Here is a 25,781-nt window from a genome sequence, read left to right on the forward strand (position 1 = left end):
TATCCTCCTAACCGTATTACCAACTAGCCTTTTTAAGACCTGGGATTTGACCTTTGTGAGCTAAATCCTTCAAGCAAATACGGCATAAGCCAAATTTACGGTAAACGGAGTGTGGACGACCACATCTCTCGCAACGAGTATATTCGCGTGAAGAGAACTTAGCAGGACGATGATTTCTAATTTTTTGTGATGTTTTAGCCATTAGTGTCCTCCATTATTTTGCAAACGGCATACCAAATTGACTTAAAAGCTCACGAGCTTCCTCATCAGTGTTGGCAGTAGTAACGATAACAACATCTAAGCCCCTAGTTCGATTAACTTTATCAAAATCAATTTCAGGGAAAATCAATTGTTCCTTAATACCTAAAGTGTAGTTACCACGACCATCAAATGAACGGCTTGAGACACCGCGGAAGTCACGAACCCGAGGAAGTGAAACACTAATTAACTTGTACAAGAAATCGTACATCCTATCGCCCCTAAGTGTAACCTTAGCACCGATAGACATACCTTCACGCAACCGGAAGTTAGCGATTGACTTCTTAGCTTTAGTTACCAAAGGCTTTTGACCTGAAATTAGAGTTAGCTCTTCAACTGCTTCATCCAAGTTCTTTGCATTAGTAACTGCATCACCAACACCCATGTTTAAAACGATTTTTTCAATCTTAGGTACTTGCATAACTGATTTGTATTCAAACTTTTCTTGCAATGCAGGAACAATTTTTTCTTTATATTCTTCAGCTAAATAATTTGCCATTTGTGTCCTCCTTCCTATTTCTTACTTTCTTCTTTTTTGCCTTCAGACTTGGCAATAACTTTCACATTTGATGCATGAATTGAACCTTCAGATTCAACTACTCCACCATTTGCGTTAGTTTGCGAAGGTTTTTGATGTTTCTTGATCGTATTAACGCCTTTAACAACTACACGGTTTTTCTTAACGTTAACAGAAAGAACAATACCTTCTTTTCCTTTGTCTTTTCCGGCAATAACTTTTACTTTGTCACCAGTTTTAACAAACATCAGTGCACCTCACTTAATTATAAGACTTCAGGAGCAAGAGAGACGATCTTCATAAAGTCGTGCTCACGCAACTCACGCGCAACAGGCCCAAAGATACGAGTACCACGTGGGCTCTTATCTGCATTAATTACTACGCCGGCATTTTCATCAAACTTGATGTATGATCCATCTTCACGACGCGCGCCTGATTTTGTTCTAACAATGACAGCCTTAACAACGTCACCTTTTTTGACAACGCCACCTGGTGTTGCTTGTTTAACAGTTGCTACTACGATGTCACCAATGTTACCAGTCTTACGTCTTGATCCACCTAAGACTCTAATAACCAATAGTTCTCTGGCACCTGAGTTATCAGCAACCTTCAAACGGGATTCATTTTGAATCACTATTTAATCCTCCCCTCACTAAATCCGCAAAACTATACAGATTTCTTGACAATTTCAACTAAACGGAAGCGCTTTGTACGAGATAATGGACGGGTTTCCATGATACGAACAGTATCGCCAACTTTAGCTTCATTTTTCTCGTCTTGTGCGTAATATTTTTTAGAATATTTGATACGCTTTTTGTAAACAGGGTGATTTTTGTAAGTATCAACAACAACTGTAATAGTCTTGTCGTTCTTATCAGAAATTACTCGACCTTGATATACGTGACGACGATTTCTTTCGATTGATTCGCTCAAGTTAATAACTCCCTTCCACTAATCTTTCTTCAATGCATCTTCACTTAGAACTGTTTTAATTCTAGCGATGTTTTTACGGACTTTGCTTAGGCGAGCGGTATTTTCTAATTGACCCGTTGCTTGTTGAAAACGCAAGTTAAAGAGTTCTTCTTTATATTGCTTTTCCTTGTCCAACATCTGATCAGTGGTTAGTGCTCTGATATCCTTAGCCTTCATTAGAATTGCCACCTACTTCCGAACTTTTTGTCACAAACTTACACTTGATTGGTAACTTAGTTGAAGCAAGTCTTAAAGCTTCACGAGCAACTTCTTCGCTAACGCCACCAATTTCAAACATAATTTTTTCTCTCTTAACAACGGCTACCCAGCCTGCTGGTGCACCTTTACCGGAACCCATACGTACACCTACACCTTTTGCAGTGTATGACTTTTGAGGGAAAATTCTAATCCAAACTTTACCGCCACGTTTCATGTAACGTGTCATTGCAACACGAGCAGCTTCGATTTGTTGGTTAGAAATCCAGTGAGACTCAAGGGCTTGTAAACCATATTCACCAAAGGCGATAGTTTTACCGCCCTTAGCAGCACCACGCATCTTCCCACGGAATTCACGACGGTGTTTTACTCGCTTTGGTACTAGAGGCATTATTTATTTCCTCCTTTCACAGCTTTTTCTGGTTTCTTACTCTTTGAAGGTAAGACTTCACCACGATTGATCCATACTTGTACACCAATTTCACCATAAGTAGTGAAAGCATTTACCCAAGCATAATCAATGTCAGCTCTTAAAGTTTGTAATGGAACACGACCTTCAGTATGCCATTCTCTTCTTGCCATGTCAGCACCATTTAAACGTCCAGAAGTTTGAACTTTAATTCCAGTAGCACCGGCACGCATAGATCTTTGAGTAGCTTGGCGCATAGCACGTCTGAAAGCAATACGAGCTTCTAGTTGACTTGCAATACTCTCAGCTACTAACTTGGCATCAAGATCTGGTTTCTTAATTTCAACAATATTAACGTGAACTTGCTTTTTGGTTAAAGCATTTAGTTCTTTTCTTAATGCTTCAACTTCCGTACCACCTTTACCAATTACCATACCTGGCTTTGAGGTATTGATTGATACGTTAATTCTGTTTGCTGCACGTTCAATTTCAATAGTAGAAACAGAGGCATCTTTTAATTTCTTGGTAATGAAGTTTCTAATCTTTAGGTCTTCATTCAAGGTTTCTTTGTATCCTCTGTCAGCATACCATTTAGATTCCCAGTCACGAATTACGCCGAGACGAAAACCATTTGGGTTAATTTTCTGACCCATTAATATACCTCCCTTAATCGTTCTTTTCTGAAACTACTACAACTACATGACAAGTTCTCTTGTTAATTGGAGAAGCCATCCCTTTAGCACGGGGTCTGAATCTCTTCAAGGTTGCACCTTCATTTACGTATGCTTCAGATACGTATAGGTTCGCACTTTCAAGATCATAGTTGTGTTCCGCATTAGCGATTGCTGAGCGTAAAACTTTTTCAACGACTGGGGAAGCAGCTCTAGGCGTGAATTGCAAGATTGCCAATGCTTCTGCAACATCTTTGCCACGAATTAAATCAATGACCAAACGTGCTTTTCTTGGAGCAATACGAACTGTTCTTGCTTCAGCCCTAGCTGAACTAATTTGTTCTGCCATTTAAGTGTTTCTCCTTCCTCTATTTTTTAGTAGCCTTGTCGTCAGATGTCTTGTGTCCATGGAAAGTTCTTGTAGGAACAAATTCACCTAACTTGTGACCAACCATGTCTTCAGTAATGTAAACTGGAACATGTTTTCTTCCATCGTATACAGCTATAGTCAAACCAACGAAGGAAGGGAAAATAGTTGAACGACGTGACCAGGTTTTAATAACCTGCTTTTTCTCTGTGTCTGCTTGTGCATCGACTTTCTTAAGCAAAGAAGCGTCAGCAAAAGGCCCTTTTTTAATACTACGGCTCATTAATTAACCCTCCTTCTATTATTTGCTACCCTTACGGTGACGAATGATCAGTTTCTCGCTAGCTCTCTTGCTATTTCTAGTCTTGATACCGCGAGCTTTCTTACCCCAAGGAGTCATAGGTTGTGGGCGACCAACTGGAGCCTTACCTTCACCACCACCATGTGGGTGATCATTAGGGTTCATTACAGAACCACGAGATTGTGGACGTCTGCCTAACCAGCGACTACGGCCAGCTTTACCTAATTGAATCAATGAGTGTTGTTCATTGCCAACTACACCAATAGTTGCGCGACAAGTTGATAAGATCTTTCTAACCTCACCACTTTGAAGTCTAACTAAAGTATACTTACCATCGCTACCTAAAACTTGTGCGTTAGTTCCCGCACTTCTTACAAGCTGTCCACCACGACCTGGTCGCAATTCAATGTTATGAATTGAAGTACCAGTAGGAATATTCTTTAATGGCAGAGCGTTGCCTGGTTTAATGTCCGAATCAGGACCAGATTCAACAACATCGCCAACTTTTAGTCCTTTAGGAGCTAAAATGTAAGTTTTAATACCATCAGTGTAATGAAGAAGTGCAATGTTAGCAGATCTGTTTGGATCGTATTCGATAGCCTTAACAACTGCTTTTGCATTATCTTTGTTACGTTTAAAATCGATGATACGGTATTTTTGCTTATGACCACCGCCACGGTGTCTACTTGTAATACGACCATATGAGTTACGACCTGCAGTACGTGATTGCGATTCTAGCAAGGTACGTTCTGGCTTGCTCTTAGTAATCTCAGCAAAGTCAGAAGAAGTCATATTACGGCGACCGTTTGTGGTTGGCTTATAAATCTTAATAGCCAATTGACTGACCTCCTATTACTTATTTTCTTCTTGGTTTTCGTCTTTGAAAATCTTGATATCGTTTGAATCATCAGTTAAAGTGACAATTGCCTTACGGCTGCGAGGAGTTTTACCAGTGTATCGGCCAACTCGTTTGTCTTTACCACGAACATTCATGATATTAACTTTCTTAACTTTTACATCAAAGATTTCTTCAACAGCGTAACGAACTTGAGTCTTGGTTGCAGTTAAAAGCACATTGAAAGTGTACTTCTTATCATCCATTAAGTTCGTTGACTTTTCAGTAATGATAGGTCTTAAAATGATATCATGTGCGTTCATTTCTTCGAAGCCCCCTCAACATTCTCTTCAATCTTCTCAATAGCTTCCTTAGTCAAGATTAACTTGTCGTAATTAACAACATCTTCAACATTTAAACCATTGATAGTTACAACCTTAACTTTTGGTAAGTTCTTAGCTGAAAGTTGTACATTCTTGTCATCTGAAACAATAAGTACCTTACCTTCAATCTTTAAGCTGTCCAAAATTGACTTAAATTCTTTAGTCTTAGGAGCCGACATTGTCAACTGATCTAAAACAATTAAATCCTTGTCAATTAACTTTTGGGAAAGAACTGACTTGATAGCCAAACGACGTTGTTTTCTAGGCATTGAATATGCGTAAGAACGTGGAGTTGGTCCAAAGACTACACCACCGCCGCGCCATTGAGGTGATCTGATAGAACCTTGACGAGCACGTCCAGTACCCTTTTGTTTCCAAGGCTTCTTACCACCACCACGAACAGCGGATCTATTTTTAACCTTCGAGGTACCTTGACGTCTGCCGGCTCTTTGTCTGATGATTGCATCAAAAACTACGCTTTCGTTTGGTTCGATACCAAATACTTCATCTTTTAAAGTAACTTCACCAGCAGCTTTACCTTTTTGATCGATAACTTTTAAATTAGCCATTCTAGTCCTCCTTCCTATTTATTATTCTTAACAGCGGATTTAACAGTAATTAATGAGTTTTTAGCACCTGGAACGTTACCTTTAATAAGTAAAACATTCTTATCAGCTACAACTTTTTCAATTACCAAATTTTCAATGGTAACTTTCTTCATACCCATGTGACCAGGCAAGCGTTTGCCTTTTGGAACACGATTGATAATAGAACCCATTGAACCAGGAATTCTGTGATATCTTGAACCGTGAGTTTCAGGTCCACGTGATTGGCCCCAGCGTTTGATGTTACCTTGGTATCCATGACCCCTTGTAGTGCCAGTAACGTCTACGACGTCACCTTCCTTAAATGTGTCCACAGTAATTTCTGAGCCGACTTCGTAGTCCTTAAGCTCAACTCCGCGGATTTCACGTATGAAGCGCTTAGGCGAAGTCTTTGCTTTTTCAGCATGACCTTTTTCTGGTTTGTTGCTCAAAACTTCACGCTTGTCTTGATATCCTAATTGAACTGCTTCGTAACCGTCTGATTCAACAGTCTTAACTTGCATAACAACGTTAGGAGCTGCTTCGACAACAGTTACCGGAACAAGGATACCATCTTTGGTGAAGACTTGAGTCATACCGACTTTTCTTCCTAAGATTCCTTTGGTCATGATTACACCTCTTTCTCTTTAAAAATTATAATTTGATTTCGATGTCAACACCGCTTGGTAAATCAAGCTTCATTAAAGAATCAACAGTTTTAGGTGTAGGATTTAAAATATCGATTAAACGCTTATGCGTACGCATTTCAAATTGTTCACGTGAATCCTTGTTCTTATGTGGTGAACGAAGAACAGTGAACAATACCCTTTCTGTTGGTAAGGGAACAGGACCTGAAATTTCAGCACCAGTTCTCTTAGCTGTATCTACAATTTTAGCAGCCGATTCATCGAGAATACCATGTTCGTAAGACTTAAGTCTGATACGAATTGATTGACTTGCCATTGAATTACCTCCTCAACGTCTTCTTTTAAAGATGACTAGCTTCCGCAAAAATTCCCGGCGCCGCCTCTGTGGCAATGCAGCCTGGTGTGCCGCAACCTTTTGCATCAACGCTTTACAACAAATATGCGCATTAGGGCGCACTACGCCCTAAAAGCACAAACACTAGTATAACGACTTTAAGGCGAAATATCAAGGATTTTGAGCACTTTTTTTAATTTTATTTAATTAGGTAGTGCCAGTTTATAAGACAAAAATAAAAATTCGTTTACTACACAAAAAAAGAGTTATTGTGTTATCAATAACTCTTTGATTTTTCAAGACTATTCAGCGTGTCCGCCGCGACTCTTGATAATTTCTTCTTGAATCGATTTCGGTGTAGCTTCATAGTGATCAAATACCATTGTGAAAGTTCCGCGTCCTTGAGTTGATGAACGCAAAGTAGTTGCATAACCAAACATTTCAGCAAGTGGGACCATTGAATTCAACACCTTAGCGCCTGCACGGTCAACCATGTTGTCCATCGTACCACGACGAGCAGTAATTGAGCCCATTACGTCACCCAAGTAATCTTCAGGAGTAATTACTTGAACTTTCATAATTGGTTCAAGAATTACGGCACCAGCCTTAGGAGCGGCATTTCTTAGTGCTAAGGATGCTGCAACCTTGAAAGCAGCTTCTGAAGAGTCGACTTCGTGGTAACTACCATCGTAAAGTTTAGCTTTAACATCAATTAATGGGTAACCAGCGAGAATACCGTTCTTCATAGATTCTTGCAAACCAGCATCTACTGAAGGAATGAACTCACGCGGAACAACACCACCGACAATAGCGTCTTCGAATTCGTAGCCTTTACCTCTTTCGTTTGGTGTGAATTCAATCCAAACATCACCGTATTGACCCTTACCACCTGATTGACGAACAAATTTACCTTGTGCCTTAGCAGGTTTAGTAAAGGTTTCACGGTAAGCAACCTGTGGCTCACCGATTTTGGCTTCAACATGGAATTCACGTTTCATACGTTCAACCATGATTTGAAGGTGCAATTCACCCATTCCGGAAATCAAAGTCTGACCAGTTTCAGCATTAGTTTCAGCTCTGAAAGTTGGGTCTTCTTCAGTTAATTTCTGAAGAGCGACATCAAGCTTGTCACGATCAGCTTTTGATTCTGGCTCGATTGAAACTTGAATAACTGGATCAGGAACTTCCAGACTTTCAAGAATTAATGGGTGATCAGGATCAGTTAATGAGTCACCAGTTGTGGTGTTCTTTAATCCAATCGCACCAGCAATATCACCTGAGAATACTTCAGAAATTTCGCTTCTCGAGTTAGCATGCATTTGCAATAAACGACCAACACGTTCACGACTGTTCTTAGAAGCATTTAAAACGTATGAACCCGATTCAAGTGATCCAGTGTAAACCCGAATGTATGTCAATCGTCCAACAAACGGGTCCGTAGCAATCTTAAATGCTAAAGCTGAAAACGGCTTATCGTCACTTGCAATTAACTCAACTTCTTCATCAGTCTTTGGATCATGAGCAATATAAGGCTTAACATCTAATGGTGATGGCAAGTAGTCTACTACGCCGTCAAGCATCATCTGAACACCTTTGTTCTTAAATGCTGAACCAGCAAATACTGGAAAGGCCTTTAAGTTTAAAGTTGCCTTACGAATAGCTGCCTTTAATTCGTCAACAGAAACTTCTTCACCATTAAGGTATTTTTCCATAACGTCGTCATCGACATCAGCAACTTGTTCAATTAACTCATTACGACGCTTTTCAGCTTCTTCTTTATACTCATCAGGAACTGGAATAGTATCCCACTTAGATCCAAGCTTGTCTTCGTCATATACGTCGGCAACCATGTTAATCAAGTCGATAACGCCCTCAAAGCTCTCTGCTGAGCCAATTGGCATTTGAACAGCTAAAGCATTGGCGTTTAAACGTTCATGTAAAGAGGTAACAGACTTATCAAAGTCAGCACCAATTTTATCCATCTTGTTAACAAAAACAATTCGAGGAACACCATAAGTTTCAGCTTGACGCCAAACATTTTCAGTCTGTGGCTCTACTCCTGCTTGGGCATCAAGAACTGTTACCGCACCATCAAGAACCCGCAAAGAACGCTCAACTTCAATAGTGAAATCTACGTGTCCAGGGGTATCGATAATGTTAATTCTGTAGTCATTCCATTGAGCCGTAGTAGCTGCTGAGGTAATGGTAATACCACGTTCTTTTTCTTCTTCCATCCAGTCCATTTGGGAGTCACCTTCGTGAGTCTCACCAATTTTATGGATTTTACCAGTGTAATAAAGAATACGCTCAGTAGTGGTAGTCTTACCCGCATCAATGTGGGCCATGATACCAATATTACGTGTTTTTTCTAATGGAAATTCACGCTTATTAGCCATAAATTATTTCTCTCCTTAAAAAACTAGAAACGATAGTGAGCAAATGCACGGTTGGCTTCAGCCATACGGTGTACATCTTCACGCTTCTTGACTGCAGAACCAGTATTGTTTGAGGCATCAATGATCTCGTTAGCTAGGCGTTCATCCATTGTGTGCTCATTACGCAAACGAGCATAAGACACAAGCCATCTTAAACCTAAAGTAGTTCTTCTTTCAGGACGTACTTCAACTGGAATTTGGTAGTTTGAACCACCAATGCGGCGAGCTCTAACTTCTAAAACTGGCATAATATTGTTCATAGCTTCTTCAAAGACTTCAAGTGGTTCCTTACCAGTCTTTTCTTTAACAATGTCGAAAGCATCATAAAGGATTGAAGATGCCTTAGCTCTCTTACCGTCAAGCATCAAGTGGTTGATCAACTTGGTAACAAGCTTTGAATTGTAAACTGGATCCGCTAAGATATCTCTTTTAGTTACGTGTCCTTTTCTAGGCATTATTTAACTCCTCCTTAATCTTTCTTGGCACCGTACTTAGAACGGCTTTGCTTTCTACCATCAACACCAGCGGTATCAAGAGCACCACGGATAATGTGATAACGTACACCAGGAAGGTCCTTTACACGTCCACCACGGATTAATACAACCGAGTGTTCTTGTAGATTATGACCTTCACCAGGAATGTAAGCAGTAACTTCAATTAAGTTAGAAAGACGAACACGAGCATACTTACGTAAAGCTGAGTTTGGCTTCTTTGGAGTCATAGTACCCACACGAGTTGCAACTCCTCGCATTTGGGGAGCAGGGTTTGATACTAACTCTTTCTTCATACTGTTATAACCGTAGCTTAAAGCCGGTGATTTTGATTTAGTCGTCTTAGTTTGACGGCCTTTTCTTACCAATTGATTAATGGTTGGCATTAAATTATTCCTCCTAAAAATTCGATTATCTTGTTCACACATCCAGGAGTTTCTTTTTTAGTCCTGAATTTATCTTCAAAATGCACAAAGACTATTGTACTCGATTTTATTAAAAAAGCAAATTTTTTTGACAATTGGACTTTTTTATAAAATAAACAATTATTTCACTTTTTGCGTATTTAGTTATTTGAGGTGAAATGTATGGAATGGATTTTCAAATTCTTTAGTTTTTATATTGGCTCCTGTATAGCTTCGCACGCAACCGTAGTTGTTGAACGATTTGGCAAAAGTAGTTTTGTTTTTTCACGTTCAAAATGCATGAATTGTGGTTTTACCCTAAACTTACTCGATGAACTGCCGCTTCTTTCCTATTTGATACTCAAGGGGCGTTGCCGTTATTGTAAGGTTTCAATTCCAGTAGAATATTTTGCTATTGAACTTATCGGTGGCTTCGCATTTTATAATATTAATTTTGCCAACATAACCAGTATATTTACCGCAGTCGTGATATTCTGCTTATTACTGGCAACAATCAGTGACTATCAAAAGAAGTATTTTGATATTAGATTTATTTTTCCGGCAATTTTTCTAGCATTTATTCGCGCTATTAAAACTATTCCAAAATATGATTTAACTGATTATTTCCAGTTTTTTCCAATTTTATTTTTGTTCATCTTTGAGATAGCTAGACATAAATTAGGAGGTGGAGATTTACTAATTTACCTAATTCTAGTATTTTACTTTAAACCAGAATTTGCCAACCTAACTCTTTTAACTGCTTCAATTCTTGTGCTTGGACTTTTTGCCTGTCATCAACTAAAAGTTAAAGAGTCTGTTGCTTTTATTCCTTTTATTTTTTTGGGTTTTGTTATCCAATTGTTAGTATACGAATTTTAAATATATAGTTGCTTAAGCCAAAATCACCCGATATATGTTTCATAAAGTCAAATGCTACCAACCATATTTAGCCAATATGACTTGAAATTTGGGCAGCAATAATATAGCTACCACTAATCCCACAATACCTTGAATTGTGTTTGAGAACAGACTAGCCAAGCCGGCAGCCCAAGTATAAAGCACTGTATTTGTGACAAAATAACCAGATACCATGAAGAAAATACCACCCATGCCTGCAATGACAGCTTTAAGTTGTCCTTTGTTGAACTTCCAGTATTTGAAGATCAACCCAACAAGTAATCCTTCTAAACCATGCACAATTAGAGAGAAAATCATAAATTGGCCATAGCCGCCAAGTAAATCAAGTAAAAATCCTGAAAGTCCTCCAACAAGACTGCCTGCAATTGGACCATACAACAAAGCTACTAAATCAATTATTGCATCACACAAGTTGACATTGCCATGTGTAAGTGGCATTGGAATGATGAAAACGCGGCTAACCACCACATTAATAGCTATCAATAGAGCTAACAATATTAACCCTTTTAAAGAAAACACAGATTGCTTAGACATAATAGATTTCTTTCTTTGTAAACATGACCTACCTACATATTAATATTAAAATATTATAATATATATCATTTATTTTTAAAATAGCGTTACTGAGAAAGTACGCATTTTCCAATATCAGCTAAATAAAAAAAGCTCCTACCTTAAAAAGTAGAAGCTTTTTTATTTATATTAATCTTGTGACTCGTTAGCTTCGTCTGCTTCCTTCATCTTTTTCTCAATATCTGCTATTGAATAAACTGATTTAGGTTTTTTGACGTCTGCTTCTGGTTCCATATCCCGATAAATTGGAAGACCTGTACCAGCAGGAATAATCTTACCGATAATAACGTTCTCTTTCAAACCAAGAAGTGGATCATTCTTACCTCTGATTGACGCATCAGTCAATACACGGGTAGTTTCTTGGAATGAAGCAGCAGATAAGAAACTGTTAGTTTCAAGTGCAGCCTTAGTAATTCCCAGAATCACACTTTGTGCGGTTGCAGGAATACCACCAGAAATAATTACTGAAGTGTTACGCTCTTTAAATTCACCGATATCCATGATTTCACCTGGAAGTAAATTAGTTTCACCAGGATCAAGAACACGGACTTTTTGCAACATTTGCCGAGTTAATACTTCGACGTGCTTATCGGAGATGTCAACCCCTTGCATTCTATATGCTTTTTGAACTTCAACTAAAATATATTCTTCAGTTGTTAACGTATCAGTTACTTGAATTAATTCTTTTGGATCGATTGAACCAAGCGTCAACTTATCACCACGGTTAACTTCATCACCTTCGGCAACCGCAACTGAGGCAGTATAAGGAACACTGTAACTTCTAGTATCAATTCTACCCTTAACAGTAATTTCACGGGTATGCTCAGCTGGGTTTTCTTGAATTGAATCAATCGTACCATCAACTTCTGAGATGACTGCACGCCCTTTAGGGTTGCGCGCCTCAAACAACTCTTGCACACGAGGAAGACCCTGAGTAATATCTTCAGCACCGGCAACACCACCATTGTGGAAAGTACGAAGCGTAAGCTGGGTACCTGGTTCACCGATTGACTGAGCAGCAACAGTACCGACTGCTTCACCAACTTCAACTTCTTCACCTGTAGCCAGGTTCATGCCATAACACTTGCGGCAAACACCGTGCGGCGTATCACAAGTTAAAATTGAGCGAATCTTGACATCAGTTACACCAGCATCACAGATTGCACGTGACAGATTCTCATCGAGCATCACATTTGGCCCAACAATTGTTTCACCAGTTTTTGGATCCTTAACCGTTTCGTTGGTGAAACGACCTAACAAACGATCGTATAAAGGCTCGATTAATTCGTCGCCTTCCATGATGGCGTGAACATGGATACCACGGTCAGTCCCACAATCATCTTCACGAATAATAACGTCCTGAGCAACGTCAACTAAACGACGAGTCAAGTAGCCCGACTGAGCAGTCTTCAACGCCGTATCAGTCATTCCTTTACGTGCGCCGTGAGTTGACATGAAGAGTTCAAGAACCGACAAGCCTTCTTTGAAGTTTGAAGTAACAGGAATTTCGAACAAACCACCGTTTGGAGTAGCCATTAAACCACGCATACCTGCTAGTTGAGTAAAGTTCGAAATATTACCACGGGCACCTGAGTCGGCCATGATAGTAATTGGGTTACGAGGATCATAAATTTGCGCAATTTCGTTTTGAACTTGATCCTTACATTCATTCCAAATGCTGATTACCCGATCATGACGTTCTTCTTCAGTAATAAGTCCACGTCTGAACTGCTTAGAAACAACATCAACTTGTTTATGGGCTTTTTCAACTTTTTCGTCCTTGTCATCAATTTCGGGAACGTCAGTCATTCCAATCGTAATACCTGAAGTTGTTGAACTTGTATAACCAAGAGTCTTTAAATCATCAAGATACTCTGAAGTTCTTTGAACTTTATAGTACTTATAAATCGTGGCAATTGAATCAGATAAAAATGATTTCTTGAACGGAGTTGAAACTAACTCTTCACCAACGTTATCAATTTTTTCCCGAATATCTTCACCAGGTTCCATGAAATATTTTACATTAAGCGGACTATTCAAGTTTTCATCAGTTGGCTCATTAACATAGAAGTAATCTTCTGGGAAAATCTGGTTAAATATCACCCGGCCATAGGTAGTAAGGAAGATACCATGTTCGTATCCCTTAGGCCAAGCCTTTTCAGGCATTGAATCAGCTGACATACCAATAATTGAATGGTAGTGAATATCGCCGTTGTTGTAGGCTACAGTTGCTTCGTCAGGTGAATTGAAGATCATTCCTTCACCTTCACGACCTTTTTCAGCTTGAGTTAACCAGTAGTTACCTAAAACTATATCCTGAGATGGCGTAACAATTGGCTTACCATCTTTAGGAGCCAAAATGTGGTGAGCAGCTAGCATTAGTAAACGAGATTCAGCAACTGCTTCGTCAGATAAGGGAACGTGAATGGCCATCTGGTCACCATCGAAGTCAGCATTGTAGGCCTCACAAGCAAGTGGATGCAAGCGAATAGACTTACCAGCAACTAGGACAGGTTCAAAGGCTTGAATACTCAAACGGTGCAAAGTAGGTGCACGGTTTAGTAAAACTGTCCTTTCTTTAATTACATCTTCAAGTACATCCCACACATCATCGTCTTCACGATCAATTTTACGTTTAGCACTCTTGATATTTGAGGCAATTTTACGTTTAACTAGTTCGTGCATCACGAACGGCTTGAATAATTCAAGAGCCATTGGGCGCGGAACACCACATTGATAGAATTTCAACTTAGGTGAAACATCAATAACGGAACGACCTGAGTAGTCAACACGTTTACCAAGCAAATTTTGGCGGAATCGACCTTGCTTACCCTTAAGCATATGCGATAGTGACTTAAGAGGACGATTACCTGGTCCAACAACTGAGCGACCACGACGACCGTTATCAATCAAAGCATCAACAGCTTCTTGCAGCATTCGTTTTTCATTTTGGACAATGATATTTGGTGCATTTAAGTCAAGCAGTCGTTTCAAACGATTGTTACGGTTGATAACTCGACGATACAAGTCGTTTAAGTCTGATGTAGCAAAACGACCACCTTCAAGTTGAACCATTGGACGTAGGTCAGGAGGAATAACTGGGACAGCATCAATAACCATCCATTCTGGTTTATTGCCAGAGTCCTTAAAGGCATCTAAAATGTCCAATCTTCTAATTGCACGAGTACGCTTTTGACCCGTGGCTGTTGCTAGTTCTTTCTTTAAATCAGCAACTTCTTTTTCAAGGTCAACTTTGCGTAGCAAGTCTCGAATAGCTTCAGCACCCATTTTTGCTTCAAAACGACTGCCAAGCTTGAGTTTTTGCTCGCGGTATTCCGCTTCAGTCAGCAACTGCTTAAATTCAAGATCAGTGTCACCTGGATCAATTACGATATAAGCAGCGAAGTAAATAACTTCTTCCAATAATCGTGGTGACATATCAAGAATAAGACCCATTCGTGAGGGAATACCCTTGAAATACCAAATGTGAGTAACCGGTGCAGCCAATTCGATGTGACCCATCCGCTCTCTTCTAACTTTGGAGGAAGTAACTTCTACACCACAACGATCACAAACGATACCGCGGTACCTTACACCCTTGTATTTGCCACACGTACATGACCAGTCTTTAGTCGGTCCAAAGATTCTCTCATCAAAAAGACCATCTTTTTCTGGTTTTAAAGTACGGTAGTTAATTGTTTCTGGTTTTTTAACTTCACCATACGACCAGCTTCGAATTTTATTCGAAGAAGCAAGGCCTATTTGCATGCTTTCAAATTTATTTACGTCGATCAAAAGTTTAACCCCCTATTTATCTAGAAATCTTGTTGTCATCATCCGACTCATCTACAGGAGTTTCAGCATCAATTGATTCCTCAGCTTCTTCGTCTTCAGAACTTTCGGTTTCTTCGGCTAACTTCTTCTTCTGTTGTTCTTCAGCCATCCTAGATAAAGTGTCAATATTCAAATGTTCGTTTGAATCATCGTCCATATCGCGCAGTTCGATTTCTTTATGATCCATGTCAAGAACACGAATATCTAGTCCTAGTGATTGCAATTCTTTAACAAGAACACGGAATGATTCCGGTACACCTGGTTTTGGAATTCTTTCACCTTTAACAATAGCTTCATAGGCCTTTACACGACCAACAACATCATCTGACTTGTAAGTCAGTATTTCCTGGAGAGTGTATGCAGCTCCATAAGCTTCAAGAGCCCAAACTTCCATTTCACCAAAACGCTGTCCACCGAACTGAGCCTTACCACCCAGAGGTTGTTGGGTAACAAGCGAGTATGGCCCAATTGAACGAGCGTGAATCTTATCGTCAACCATGTGAGTCAGTTTCAAGTAGTGCATGATTCCAACTGAAACACGGTTATGGAATGGCTCACCGGTACGGCCATCATAAAGAACGGTCTTACCATCTTTATCAATTCCGGCCTTGTGAACTGTATCCCAAACATCTTTTTCACTAGCACCATCAAATACTGGCGTTGCAACATGAATACCTAGACTATTTGCAGCCCGACCTAAGTGAAGCTCCAACAGCTGTCCAATATTCATACGCGACGGAACACCCATTGGGTTCAGACAGATGTCAACTGGCGTACCATCTGGTAAGTAAGGCATATCTTCTTCAGGAACAATAACCGCTACCGTACCTTTGTTTCCGTGACGACCGGACATTTTATCGCCGACTTGAATCTTTCTCTTTTGGGCTATATATACACGAACTAAGGTATTTACACCAGGGGAAAGTTCATCACCATTTTCACGGGTATAAACCTTGACGTCACGCACGATTCCACCGCCACCATGAGGTACGCGAAGTGAAGTATCACGTACTTCACGGGCTTTTTCACCAAAAATAGCATGAAGCAGTCTTTCCTCAGCTGATAACTCAGTTACCCCTTTAGGTGTAACCTTACCAACTAAAATGTCGCCATCATGAACTTCGGCACCAATACGAACAATACCCTGACCATCGAGATCTTTAAGTGCGTCTTCACCTACATTAGGTAATTCGCGGGTGATTTCCTCAGGACCAAGCTTTGTGTCACGGGCTTCTGATTCATAATCTTCAATACTGATTGAGGTGTAAACATCATCTTTAACCAAACGCTCAGAAAGCATGATTGCATCTTCGTAGTTGTACATGTTCCAAGTCATAAAGGCAATAACGGGGTTTTGACCTAAAGCAAGCTCACCATGATCCATTGTTGGACCATTAACGATTACTTCTCCTTCTTCAACCTTATCGCCAATTTTAACGTTAGGAGTTTGGTTATATGATTTGGAATTGTTTGAACGACGGTACTTCTCAAGCGTATATTTGTCTAAAGTGCTATCGTCACGTCTAATTCTAACTGTATCAGCATCAACATATTCAACTGTTCCAGCTGCTTTGGCAACGATTGCCGCACCTGAATCATGCGCTGCTCGGTATTCCATACCCGTACCAACAAGTGAACTATGTGGATTAATTAATGGAGCTGCCTGACGCTGTTGGTTGGCACCCATTAGAGCACGGTTAGAGTCGTCGTTTTCCAAGAATGGAATACATGCAGAAGCTACTGAAACAACTTGCTTAGGAATAACGTCCATATAATCAATTTTTTCAGGACTAACTTCGACGTTATCTTCCTTGTGCCGTGCCAAAACCAGCTCGTCTTTAAATGTACCATCTGGATTTAATTTGGTATTCGCACCAGCAATAATGTAATTATCTTCTACATCAGCTGTTAAATAGTCAATCTTGTCAGTAACCTTATGAGTTTCCCAAGAAACGCGACGGTATGGAGTCTCAATAAAACCATATTTATTGATGACTGCATAAGTAGCGAGTGAGTTGATTAACCCAATGTTAGGACCTTCTGGAGTTTCAATTGGGCAAAGACGACCGTACTGGGTATAGTGAACGTCACGCACCTCATAACCCGCACGATCACGTGTCAATCCACCAGGCCCTAAAGCAGACATACGACGTTTGTGCGTTAATTCGCCAAGCGGATTATGTTGATCCATGAATTGAGAAAGTTGAGAAGAACCGAAAAATTCTTTCAGACTAGCAACAATTGGACGAATATTAATTAACTGTTGCGGGGTAACTGTTGAAGGATCCTGAATTGACATTCTTTCTCGAACAACACGTTCCATTCTTGCTAAACCAATTCTAAATTGATTTTGCAATAATTCACCAACACGACGTATACGACGATTACCCAAGTGGTCAATATCATCAGTCGTACCAATGCCATCTTGCAACAAGAAGAAGTAGTTAATTGAGGCCAAAATATCAGCAGGTGTTAAGTACTTAACGTCTTTGCTAATGTGACCATTTGAAATAACCTTAACTATGCGTTCTGGGTTAACCTTGGAATATACCTTAACTTCCTGAACAGAAATTGGGTCTTGTAGGACACCCTCTTTAGATGGTTCATAAGTAACCATCTTAAAGTCATCACGATCAAGGTAAGTTTCCAATTTTTCCATTACTTGGTGAGTAACTACCGTGTCTTTTGGCACAATAACTTCACCGGTATCAGGATCAGCTAAGGTTTCAGCTAAAGTTTGACCGTAAAGGCGGTTTTTCAAAGATAATTTTTTGTTAACCTTATAACGCCCAACTGGAGCCAAGTCGTAACGACGTGGATCAAAAAAGCGAGCGTACAAAAGTGAACGCGAAGAATCAGTAGTCTTCGGCTCACCTGGACGTAGGCGCTCATAAATATCCTTTAAAGCTTCAGCAACACGAGAATCAGCAGGGTTTTTGTGTACATCTTTATCCAAAGTGAACTGTAAAGTATCACCTTCACCAAAGATATCTAAAATTTCACCATCCGAGCCAAAGCCAAGCGCTCTAACTAATACAGTCAGAGGCAACTTACGGGTACGGTCAACACGTACGTACGAAACGTTTTTAGCATCAGTTTCATATTCAAGCCAAGCACCCCGATTAGGAATAACGGTCGTGCCAAAAATTTCACGTCCATTTTTGTCATAGTCGCCAGAATAATAGACACTTGGTGATCTAACTAATTGGGAAACAATAACTCTCTCAGCACCATTAATAATGAATGAACCTGATGGAGTCATTAACGGTAAATCACCAAAGAAAACATCTTGGGTCTTAATTTCACCGGTTTTTTGGTTGGTTAACTTTAAGGTAACGTGCATAGGTGCAGCATAAGTCGCATCATGATCACGTGCTTCATCGACAGTATACTTAGGCTTTTGCAATTTATAGCCTACATATTCAAGCGAAAGCTTACCTGAGAAGTCACCAATTGGCATAATGTCGTCAAAGACTTCTTTAATACCTTCATCCAAAAACCATTGGTATGATTCGGTTTGGACATCAGTCAAGTTAGGCAGTTTCAGCACTTCTTTAATGCGGGAAAAACTGCGTCTTGTACGATGTTTGCCAAAATTCACTACGTGTCCATTTAACAAGGAGAAAACATCCTTTCTGTCAAAGAAAGCTATTATTACATTTTGGTTACAAAATCAAAAAGCGGGATTTTTAAGCATAAAAAAGACAAAAACAACGATTGTCGTTTTTGTCTTTTATTATTCTACTGGACAATAGATCAGCAGAATCCTGAAAATCAGCCTTTTTAATCACGCATTAATATAGCAAATAATTCAAGGCTTGTCAATTGATTTACTTAGAACCAACAAGTTCTCTTTCGCTTGACTTCGTAATTTCAAATTTCAATTTATTATGGTTACAGCCAATTTTTAGCAAATCACCATCTTGCAAATCGCCTTTAATCAGCATCGAGGCAATTTCGTCTTCAAGATCCTTTTGAATTGCCCGGCGCAATGGCCGTGCACCCATTTCCGGATCATAACCATCTTTAGCAATCTTGTCTAAAGCTGCGGGAGAGATTTTCAGTTCAATCCCCTGTTTATACAAGCGATCAATCAACTTATGTGTTAACAGACTGACGATCTGGCGCAGTTGTTTTTGATTAAGTTCATCAAAAATAATGGTCTCATCTACTCGATTCAAAAATTCTGGTCGGAAGAATTGTTTCAAAGCCTGGCGAACTCGCTCTTTTCTTTTTTCAGCTTGATCAGCATTGTCCGAATTAAAACCAACTTCTTTAGTTTCAAATAGTGACCGGGAACCAAGGTTGGAAGTCATAATCACAATTGTGTTCTTGAAATCAATCTTTCGTCCCTTTGAATCGGTTAAGAAACCATCATCTAAAACTTGAAGTAACAAGTTAAAGACATCCGGGTGGGCTTTTTCAACTTCATCTAGCAATACTACTGAATACGGATGACGACGAACTTGCTCTGACAGTTGTCCACCTTCATCGTAACCAACGTAACCTGGAGCAGAACCAATTAACTTACTATTAGCAATTTGGTCCATATACTCAGACATATCAATTCTGATTAAGTTGTTTTCAGAACCAAAAATTGAAGCGGCAATTGCTTTAGCAAGCTCAGTTTTACCGACACCAGTCGGACCAAGAAACAAAAATGAACCGATTGGTCGATTTTCATCTTTAATTCCACTTCTACTTCTTCTCACTGCGCTGCTAACTGCTGAAACTGCTTTGTCTTGACCAACAATTCGCTTGTGCAGATCACTCTCAAGGTTAGCCAAATGTTTAGTTTCATCCCGATTCATTTGGGTAACAGGAACTCCCGTCCAGTTAGAAACAACTTTAGCTACGTCTTCAGGTTGCACTGTCGATTTTTTGCTAGTCGCCTTTTCCAAGCGGTTTGCTAACTGGTCTTGGCGTAGTTGCAAACTATTTTGCTTGTCTTGTAATTCAGCCGCTTTGACAAAATTTTGATTGACTGCGGCATGATTTTTTTGCTCAATCACTAATTCGATTTGCTTATTAATCTGCACTAATTGATTACTTGAACCTTTATTCGAGTGGATTTTTACAGCTGCACTGGCTTCATCAATCAAGTCGATTGCCTTATCAGGAAGATACCGATTTGAGATATAACGGGTTGAAAGATCAATTGCGCTCTCTAATGCTGCATCAGTAATCTTAACATGATGAAATTTTTCATACTTTTGCTTTAGGCCTGTTAAAATTGCTAAAGTTTCGTCGCGCGATGGCTCGTTTAACCGCACAATTTGAAAACGTCTTGCAAGTGCTTGGTCTTTTTCAATATACTTTTGATACTCGTCAAAAGTTGTCGCACCAATAACTTGAATGTCTCCTCTGGCAAGTGATGGTTTCAAAATATTGGCCGCATCAATTGAGCCTTCTGCTCCACCTGCACCAATTAAAGTATGCAATTCATCAATAAACAGAATGATTGTTCCATCTTCAGTAATTTCTTTGATGATTTTTTTCATGCGATCTTCAAATTCACCGCGGTATTTTGTGCCCGCAACCAATCCACCAAGATCAAGCGAAACAACTTGCTTGTCCATCAAATCATGAGGCACTTTTTTGTTTACAATCGCGGAGGCAATTGCTTCTGCCACGGCAGTTTTACCAACACCTGGTTCACCAATTAAAACTGGATTATTTTTATTACGACGCGATAAAATCTCGATAACACGAGCAACTTCACGGTCTCGCCCAATCACTGGATCAATATTGCCATTTTCTGCACGCTCATTGAGGTTTACTGAAACTTGATCAAGCGTAGGCGTATCGCTCGTCGAACTAGTCGGACCACTATAATCAGAACCGTTAAAACTCGACCAGCCATTGCTTTCAGGTTGCTCGTTATTATCAGCATCCTCATAATCTTCGCCAAGGCTGTGGAAAATATCGTTCCGCAGACCGCTAAGATCAATGTTTAAATTACGCAAAATAACTGATGCCAAGATTTGCTCATTAAGAACTAGTCCAAGCAAAATATGACTTGTTTTAATTTTAGCTGAACCTTCACGTTCAGCTAAAGTTCCTGCATACGATAAAGCCATGCTAAGCCGCGGAGACATTTCCATATAAGTTGTTTTGCCAGCCGAGCCGTATCCAGTATAGCGTTCAATTTCTTCACGAATTGCTGTTGGTGTAGCGCCCCAAGCGCGCAAGTTCTTGCCGGCTTCGCCATCAGACTCGATAACCATCGCGAGCAGTACGTGTTCTGTACCAATCAAGCGATGATGAAAACTCTGTGCCTGCTCTCGTGCAATTTCTAAGACTTGATTTGCACTCTTAGTATAAGATTTCTTCATCATAGCACCACCTTTAAAAATGACGTGTTTATACTATAAACTTTTTTGCCAGTTCGTTAAAACAATTTGATTTATACTGCTAAAACATTGAAATCATTATAACAGAGACTATCACTTGACGCGAATTTTCACACTCCAAAACAATAGTTAATATCGAGTTAAAAAATTCAGTAAACGAAATTTTGAAATAAGTAAATCCCAATAATACAATTATAGTTAATTAAAATAAAAATGCCTTAGCATCAACATTTACAGCTAGTTGAAACTAAGACAAATCTGCTTTATCGGGAAAACAGGATTCGAACCTGCGACCTCTACGTCCCGAACGTAGCGCTCTACCAAGCTGAGCTATTTCCCGATCAATAAAAAAACTCACCAAAAGCGGTGAGTTTTTTGTTTAGAGCGGAAGACGGGATTCGAACCCGCGACCCCCACCATGGCAAGGTGATGTTCTACCACTGAACTACTTCCGCAAGACAAATATTATTATAGCAAACTAAGTTGATTTTGCAATCATTTTTGCCAAAAAATTGACCTAAATTCAGACACTGCTTAAAACATAGAACTTTTGCCGGGCCTTTAAAACAATTTTTCAAAATCATAGACAAAATAATTTCTAGTTCATATGATCCACATAAGCAGCAAAGTAATATAATAAATAAAAACATTTTTACGAAGGAAAAAATATGCAACAGAGTTTGGAAAAATTAGTTAAATTGCCAAAAGGCGAATTAGCATTTGGAGATGAACATGTTCAAATGATGATTGACAATGTTGGCAATTTAAATCCGCATGTGCGTGATGACCTCGTTTATACGCTCTTTGCGCGTGGTTTCATGGAAAATGCCTTTACCCAGCAGCAGGAACAAACAGTTATCACTACTTTTATTAAAGAAAAAAAGTTATTTAAAGATATTGCTAAACCGGAAAATGACCGTGTTTTCTTAAGATCATTTAGTGCCTTGCTTGGCTCAGTAATATTGGAAAAAGATAACCAAATGACCATTCTATCTGACTCGCAACGCCAGCAACTTTTTGACTTGAGCATTGATTACTTAAAGCGCGAAAAAGATTACCGCGGTTTTGTTCAAGACAAAGGCTGGGCACACAGCGTGGCCCACGGCAGCGACTTTTTAGCTGCAGCTTTAAGTCACCCCAAATTTCTCATACAAAATCAAAATAAGGTTATGAAAATAATTCCGACGATTTTTAAAAATATGAGTGCACCTTTTGTCGATGACGAAGAGCAAAGACTGGCCTTTGCATTTTACCAAGGTGTCAAAACTGACAAAGTTTCTTCCAGCAATTTCATTAAGCTTATTAATGAAATCGACGACAAAAGATATCAGGAATTGAAAAAAGACGACTTAATTTCGTGGCATAAATTAAGTGCTTGGTTACGACTATTACAAAACTGGTATTACTTCTTTGATTCCGACAAAGATCTACAAGTTGTATTAAAGAAAAAAATCACTAAATACTATACAACAGTAGGGTATAAGTAAATAGATGCTTTTCCTTTACCTTTCCAGCTAACTTATAACTATTAACTATTTGATTATCTAATATTGTTTAAACACGACTCCCAATCAAAATTTAACAAAAAAAGACAAGCTTCAATGCTTGTCTTTTTTTAAACTATTTATTCTTTTTCTTCAAGTCTTCTTCAACTTCACGTTCGATGTCTTCGACTCTCTCCGGACGCATTGTTGGGAAAAGTAAAACATCTCTAATTGCTGGTGCATCAGTCAAAAGCATTACCAAACGGTCAATTCCGATTCCAAGCCCGCCTGTAGGTGGCATACCGTATTCCATTGCGCGCAGATAATCTTCGTCAATCATATCTGCTTCGTCGTTACCAGCTTCACGTTCAGCCATTTGTGCTTCAAAACGTTCGCGTTGATCATCTGGGTCGTTTAATTCAGAGAAGGCGTTACCATATTCTTCTCCCAAGATGAAAACTTCAAACCGATCAGTGAAGCGAGGATCATCAGCATTCTTTTTAGCAAGTGGTGAAACTTCCACTGGGTGACCGTAAACAAAGGTAGGATCAACAATAGTTTCTTCGCAGTATTTTTCAAAGAACGCATTGATGATATGCCCAACTTTCCAAAAGCTTTCAACCTTTATACCATGATCTTCAGCAATCTGCGTAGCTTCTTCAATGCTCATCTTTTGCCAGAAATCAATACCGGTCTTCTCCTTAATTATATCAACCATATGAACACGACGGAAAGGTTTGCCCAGATCTATTTCTGTTCCTTGATACGTTACTTTGCCATCATCGGTAACCACGCTGGCTGCAGCCCGGATAATGCCTTCAGCTTCATCCATAACATCATGGAAGTCCCAGTAGGCAGCATAAGTTTCTAGTTCAGTAAATTCAGGGTTATGGTGTGTGTCAATTCCTTCATTTCTAAAGACACGGCCAATTTCGTAGACACGTTCCATGTCACCAACAATCAACCGCTTAAGTGGCAATTCAAGAGCAATTCTCATGTAAAGATCAATATCTAACGCATTGTGGTGGGAAATGAATGGTCGAGCTTCAGCACCACCAGGAATATTGTGCAAAACTGGAGTTTCAACTTCTAAGAAGTCTTTTTCGTTCAAAAAGTCACGAATTGCCTGAATAATCTTGGTACGATTAACAAAGCGTTGATAACTGTCATGGTTAGTAATAAGATCAAGATAACGTTGACGGTAAATCTGCTCAACGTCTTTTAAGCCATGGTACTTATCCGGCAATGGGCGCAAAGCCTTGGATAAGAATGTTACATGTAAAGCACGGATAGTTAATTCACCAGTATCAGTTTTCATAACCTCACCATCAATGCCTAGGAAGTCACCGATGTCAGATTTTTTGAAAATTTGATAGTTTTCTTCACCAACAATGTCTTTACGAACATAAATCTGAACTTTGCCCGTTCTATCGTAAAGGTCAGCAAAACCAACTTTCCCTTTGCCTCTTTTTGCTAGCATACGCCCAGCAACTTTGGTTTTAGGAAGTTCGCTGTTTAACTCGTCTTTATCTTCTTTAGTATATTTTTCATTCAAAGTACGAGCCAAGTCTTGACGTTCAAAATTTCTCATTCCAAATGGTTCAATGCCATTTTCGCGTAATTCGTCCATCTTCTGACGACGTACGATTAGCTGGTCATTCATTTCATTTTTTGCCACTTACTTTTCCTCCATTATATTAAGCTTAACTTTTTGTCGTTTTTTGTACTTGCCGCTTTTCATAATCATCAACAAAATTATCGAACAAATCATATACTTCTTGTGCTGTCCAAACTTCATTTATTTTAGCACGAGTACGAGCCGAACGGGGAATACCCTTTAGATAATATGCGGCCTGTTGACGAAATTCCGGGACTGCAATTTTTTCACCCTTCAATTCAACTAAGCCAGCTAGTTGGTGCTCGGCAGTTTCTACTCGTTGGCGAATAGTCTGCGGTGCTAATTTTTCGCCGGTTTCAAGATAATGAACCATATCTTTAATAATCCACGGATTACCTAAGGCAGCACGTCCAATCATTACTGCGGTGCAACCAACTTCATCGAGCGCTTTTTGAGCAAGCTCGGGAGTGGTCACATCTCCATTAAGTAAGAAAGGGATATCGAGTACTTGAGCCACATCGTGCAAGGTCTCCCAATCAGCTTCACCGGCATACATTTGCTTGCGGGTTCTGCCATGCATTGCCACCATACTAGCGCCGGCTTCTTGGGCAGCTAGAGCATTTTCAACCGCAAAAATATGTTTACGATCCCACCCAATTCTCATTTTGACCGAAACCGGTTTAGAGACATTTTGTACAACCTTATGCACCATTTGATAAATTTTATTGGCGTCAAGTAACCACTTTGAGCCAGCATCAGTCTTAGTAATTTTTGGCACTGGACAGCCTAAGTTAATATCAATGATATCGGCTTCTGTGTTTTGATCAATATATTGGGCAGCTTCAAGTAGTGTTTCCTCAGTTCCCCCAAAAATCTGAATACTCATCGGATGTTCGCGAGGATCAACCCTCATCATTGACATTGTTTTTTTATTACGATAAATAATGCCATGGTCAGAAATCATTTCACAGACAACAAGACCGGCTCCAAATTCCTTGCAAATCATGCGAAAAGCCGAGTTAGAAACTCCAGCCATTGGTGCAACTACAACTCGGTTAGGAATGGTTATTTCGCGAATTTTCCAACTGTTATCCACCAAATCATCCTCTCAAATACTTTTACATGATAACAAAAAGATGCCGATAAACAAAGTCTCAAAGCTATTAAAGTAAAACTT

At 39.5% G+C, this 25,781-nt stretch carries 26 protein-coding genes and 2 tRNA genes; 2 read left to right on the forward strand and 26 right to left on the reverse strand.

What is annotated here, in order from left to right; genetic code table 11:
- Window positions 1-16: 16 nt before the first annotated feature.
- The 18 genes from AC2JF9_RS03545 to rpsL all read right to left on the reverse strand — a co-directional run bounded on the left by AC2JF9_RS03545 (window position 17) and on the right by rpsL (window position 9,806).
- Window positions 17-202: a type Z 30S ribosomal protein S14 gene (locus AC2JF9_RS03545; RefSeq protein ID WP_046307561.1), complete on the reverse strand. Its 186-nt coding sequence runs from the start codon at window positions 200-202 to the stop codon at window positions 17-19.
- A 12-nt stretch (window positions 203-214) separates the two neighbouring features.
- Window positions 215-757, reverse strand: a complete 543-nt coding sequence (gene rplE, locus AC2JF9_RS03550; RefSeq protein WP_500725425.1) for a 50S ribosomal protein L5 — start codon at window positions 755-757, stop codon at window positions 215-217.
- Between the two features lie 14 nt (window positions 758-771).
- Window positions 772-1,023: a 50S ribosomal protein L24 gene (gene rplX / locus AC2JF9_RS03555; RefSeq protein WP_500725426.1), complete on the reverse strand. Its 252-nt coding sequence runs from the start codon at window positions 1,021-1,023 to the stop codon at window positions 772-774.
- A gap of 17 nt (window positions 1,024-1,040) precedes the next feature.
- Window positions 1,041-1,409, reverse strand: coding sequence for a 50S ribosomal protein L14 (rplN, locus tag AC2JF9_RS03560; RefSeq protein ID WP_034980437.1), 369 nt, complete (start codon window positions 1,407-1,409; stop codon window positions 1,041-1,043).
- 32 nt (window positions 1,410-1,441) lie between these two features.
- A complete protein-coding gene (gene rpsQ, locus AC2JF9_RS03565; RefSeq protein ID WP_500725427.1) occupies window positions 1,442-1,708 on the reverse strand; it encodes a 30S ribosomal protein S17 in 267 nt (88 codons plus the stop codon).
- Between the two features lie 18 nt (window positions 1,709-1,726).
- The gene (gene rpmC, locus AC2JF9_RS03570; RefSeq protein WP_500725428.1) at window positions 1,727-1,924 is read right to left on the reverse strand and encodes a 50S ribosomal protein L29; all 198 of its coding nucleotides are present in this window, start codon (window positions 1,922-1,924) and stop codon (window positions 1,727-1,729) included.
- Complete coding sequence (gene rplP, locus AC2JF9_RS03575; RefSeq protein WP_500725429.1) at window positions 1,914-2,354, reverse strand: 50S ribosomal protein L16; 441 nt, start codon at window positions 2,352-2,354, stop codon at window positions 1,914-1,916. The genes rpmC and rplP overlap by 11 nt, the downstream gene beginning before the upstream one ends.
- Window positions 2,354-3,025 carry a 30S ribosomal protein S3 gene (gene rpsC, locus AC2JF9_RS03580; protein WP_500725430.1) on the reverse strand — a complete coding sequence of 224 codons (672 nt, stop codon included), beginning with the start codon at window positions 3,023-3,025 and terminating at the stop codon, window positions 2,354-2,356. The genes rplP and rpsC overlap by 1 nt, the downstream gene beginning before the upstream one ends.
- Before the next feature lie 13 nt (window positions 3,026-3,038).
- Entirely contained in the window at window positions 3,039-3,392 is a 354-nt protein-coding gene (gene rplV / locus AC2JF9_RS03585) for a 50S ribosomal protein L22 (protein WP_500725431.1), read from the reverse strand.
- 19 nt (window positions 3,393-3,411) lie between these two features.
- Entirely contained in the window at window positions 3,412-3,693 is a 282-nt protein-coding gene (rpsS, locus tag AC2JF9_RS03590; RefSeq protein WP_500725432.1) for a 30S ribosomal protein S19, read from the reverse strand.
- Between the two features lie 18 nt (window positions 3,694-3,711).
- Window positions 3,712-4,548 (reverse strand): 50S ribosomal protein L2, encoded by an 837-nt coding sequence (rplB, locus tag AC2JF9_RS03595; protein ID WP_500725433.1) that lies wholly within the window; start codon window positions 4,546-4,548, stop codon window positions 3,712-3,714.
- 15 nt (window positions 4,549-4,563) lie between these two features.
- Complete coding sequence (gene rplW / locus AC2JF9_RS03600) at window positions 4,564-4,869, reverse strand: 50S ribosomal protein L23 (RefSeq protein ID WP_500725434.1); 306 nt, start codon at window positions 4,867-4,869, stop codon at window positions 4,564-4,566.
- Window positions 4,866-5,498, reverse strand: a complete 633-nt coding sequence (rplD, locus tag AC2JF9_RS03605) for a 50S ribosomal protein L4 (RefSeq protein ID WP_500725435.1) — start codon at window positions 5,496-5,498, stop codon at window positions 4,866-4,868. The genes rplW and rplD overlap by 4 nt, the downstream gene beginning before the upstream one ends.
- Window positions 5,499-5,512: 14 nt before the next feature.
- Window positions 5,513-6,142, reverse strand: coding sequence for a 50S ribosomal protein L3 (gene rplC, locus AC2JF9_RS03610; protein ID WP_500725436.1), 630 nt, complete (start codon window positions 6,140-6,142; stop codon window positions 5,513-5,515).
- A 25-nt stretch (window positions 6,143-6,167) separates the two neighbouring features.
- Window positions 6,168-6,476 carry a 30S ribosomal protein S10 gene (gene rpsJ / locus AC2JF9_RS03615; protein WP_500725437.1) on the reverse strand — a complete coding sequence of 103 codons (309 nt, stop codon included), beginning with the start codon at window positions 6,474-6,476 and terminating at the stop codon, window positions 6,168-6,170.
- Window positions 6,477-6,796: 320 nt separating this feature from the next.
- Window positions 6,797-8,890: an elongation factor G gene (fusA, locus tag AC2JF9_RS03620; protein ID WP_500725438.1), complete on the reverse strand. Its 2,094-nt coding sequence runs from the start codon at window positions 8,888-8,890 to the stop codon at window positions 6,797-6,799.
- A 23-nt stretch (window positions 8,891-8,913) separates the two neighbouring features.
- Window positions 8,914-9,384, reverse strand: coding sequence for a 30S ribosomal protein S7 (gene rpsG / locus AC2JF9_RS03625; protein WP_103752372.1), 471 nt, complete (start codon window positions 9,382-9,384; stop codon window positions 8,914-8,916).
- 14 nt (window positions 9,385-9,398) lie between these two features.
- The gene (gene rpsL / locus AC2JF9_RS03630) at window positions 9,399-9,806 is read right to left on the reverse strand and encodes a 30S ribosomal protein S12 (RefSeq protein WP_500725439.1); all 408 of its coding nucleotides are present in this window, start codon (window positions 9,804-9,806) and stop codon (window positions 9,399-9,401) included.
- A 201-nt stretch (window positions 9,807-10,007) separates the two neighbouring features.
- Between rpsL and AC2JF9_RS03635 the strand changes: the two genes are divergently transcribed.
- Window positions 10,008-10,703, forward strand: a complete 696-nt coding sequence (locus AC2JF9_RS03635) for a prepilin peptidase (RefSeq protein WP_500725440.1) — start codon at window positions 10,008-10,010, stop codon at window positions 10,701-10,703.
- Between the two features lie 54 nt (window positions 10,704-10,757).
- On the opposite strand, the gene AC2JF9_RS03640 is transcribed toward AC2JF9_RS03635, so the two are convergent.
- The 6 genes from AC2JF9_RS03640 to AC2JF9_RS03665 form a co-directional block, all read right to left on the reverse strand.
- Window positions 10,758-11,276 carry an ECF transporter S component gene (locus tag AC2JF9_RS03640; RefSeq protein WP_500725441.1) on the reverse strand — a complete coding sequence of 173 codons (519 nt, stop codon included), beginning with the start codon at window positions 11,274-11,276 and terminating at the stop codon, window positions 10,758-10,760.
- 168 nt (window positions 11,277-11,444) lie between these two features.
- On the reverse strand, window positions 11,445-15,110 hold the full coding sequence (gene rpoC, locus AC2JF9_RS03645; RefSeq protein ID WP_500725442.1) for a DNA-directed RNA polymerase subunit beta': 3,666 nt from the start codon (window positions 15,108-15,110) through the stop codon (window positions 11,445-11,447).
- A 16-nt stretch (window positions 15,111-15,126) separates the two neighbouring features.
- Window positions 15,127-18,768 carry a DNA-directed RNA polymerase subunit beta gene (gene rpoB / locus AC2JF9_RS03650; protein ID WP_500725443.1) on the reverse strand — a complete coding sequence of 1,214 codons (3,642 nt, stop codon included), beginning with the start codon at window positions 18,766-18,768 and terminating at the stop codon, window positions 15,127-15,129.
- Window positions 18,769-18,979: 211 nt separating this feature from the next.
- A complete protein-coding gene (locus tag AC2JF9_RS03655) occupies window positions 18,980-21,484 on the reverse strand; it encodes an ATP-dependent Clp protease ATP-binding subunit (protein ID WP_500725819.1) in 2,505 nt (834 codons plus the stop codon).
- A gap of 284 nt (window positions 21,485-21,768) precedes the next feature.
- Window positions 21,769-21,842, reverse strand: a tRNA-Pro gene (locus tag AC2JF9_RS03660).
- Window positions 21,843-21,885: 43 nt separating this feature from the next.
- Window positions 21,886-21,957, reverse strand: a tRNA-Gly gene (locus AC2JF9_RS03665).
- A 213-nt stretch (window positions 21,958-22,170) separates the two neighbouring features.
- Between AC2JF9_RS03665 and AC2JF9_RS03670 the strand changes: the two genes are divergently transcribed.
- Entirely contained in the window at window positions 22,171-22,989 is an 819-nt protein-coding gene (locus tag AC2JF9_RS03670) for a DUF2785 domain-containing protein (protein WP_500725444.1), read from the forward strand.
- Window positions 22,990-23,122: 133 nt separating this feature from the next.
- On the opposite strand, the gene lysS is transcribed toward AC2JF9_RS03670, so the two are convergent.
- Both lysS and dusB read right to left on the reverse strand, forming a co-directional pair.
- The gene (lysS, locus tag AC2JF9_RS03675) at window positions 23,123-24,664 is read right to left on the reverse strand and encodes a lysine--tRNA ligase (RefSeq protein ID WP_500725445.1); all 1,542 of its coding nucleotides are present in this window, start codon (window positions 24,662-24,664) and stop codon (window positions 23,123-23,125) included.
- Between the two features lie 25 nt (window positions 24,665-24,689).
- Window positions 24,690-25,700 carry a tRNA dihydrouridine synthase DusB gene (gene dusB, locus AC2JF9_RS03680; RefSeq protein ID WP_500725446.1) on the reverse strand — a complete coding sequence of 337 codons (1,011 nt, stop codon included), beginning with the start codon at window positions 25,698-25,700 and terminating at the stop codon, window positions 24,690-24,692.
- Window positions 25,701-25,781 lie beyond the last annotated feature (81 nt).

This window comes from Lactobacillus sp. C449L (assembly GCF_059900815.1).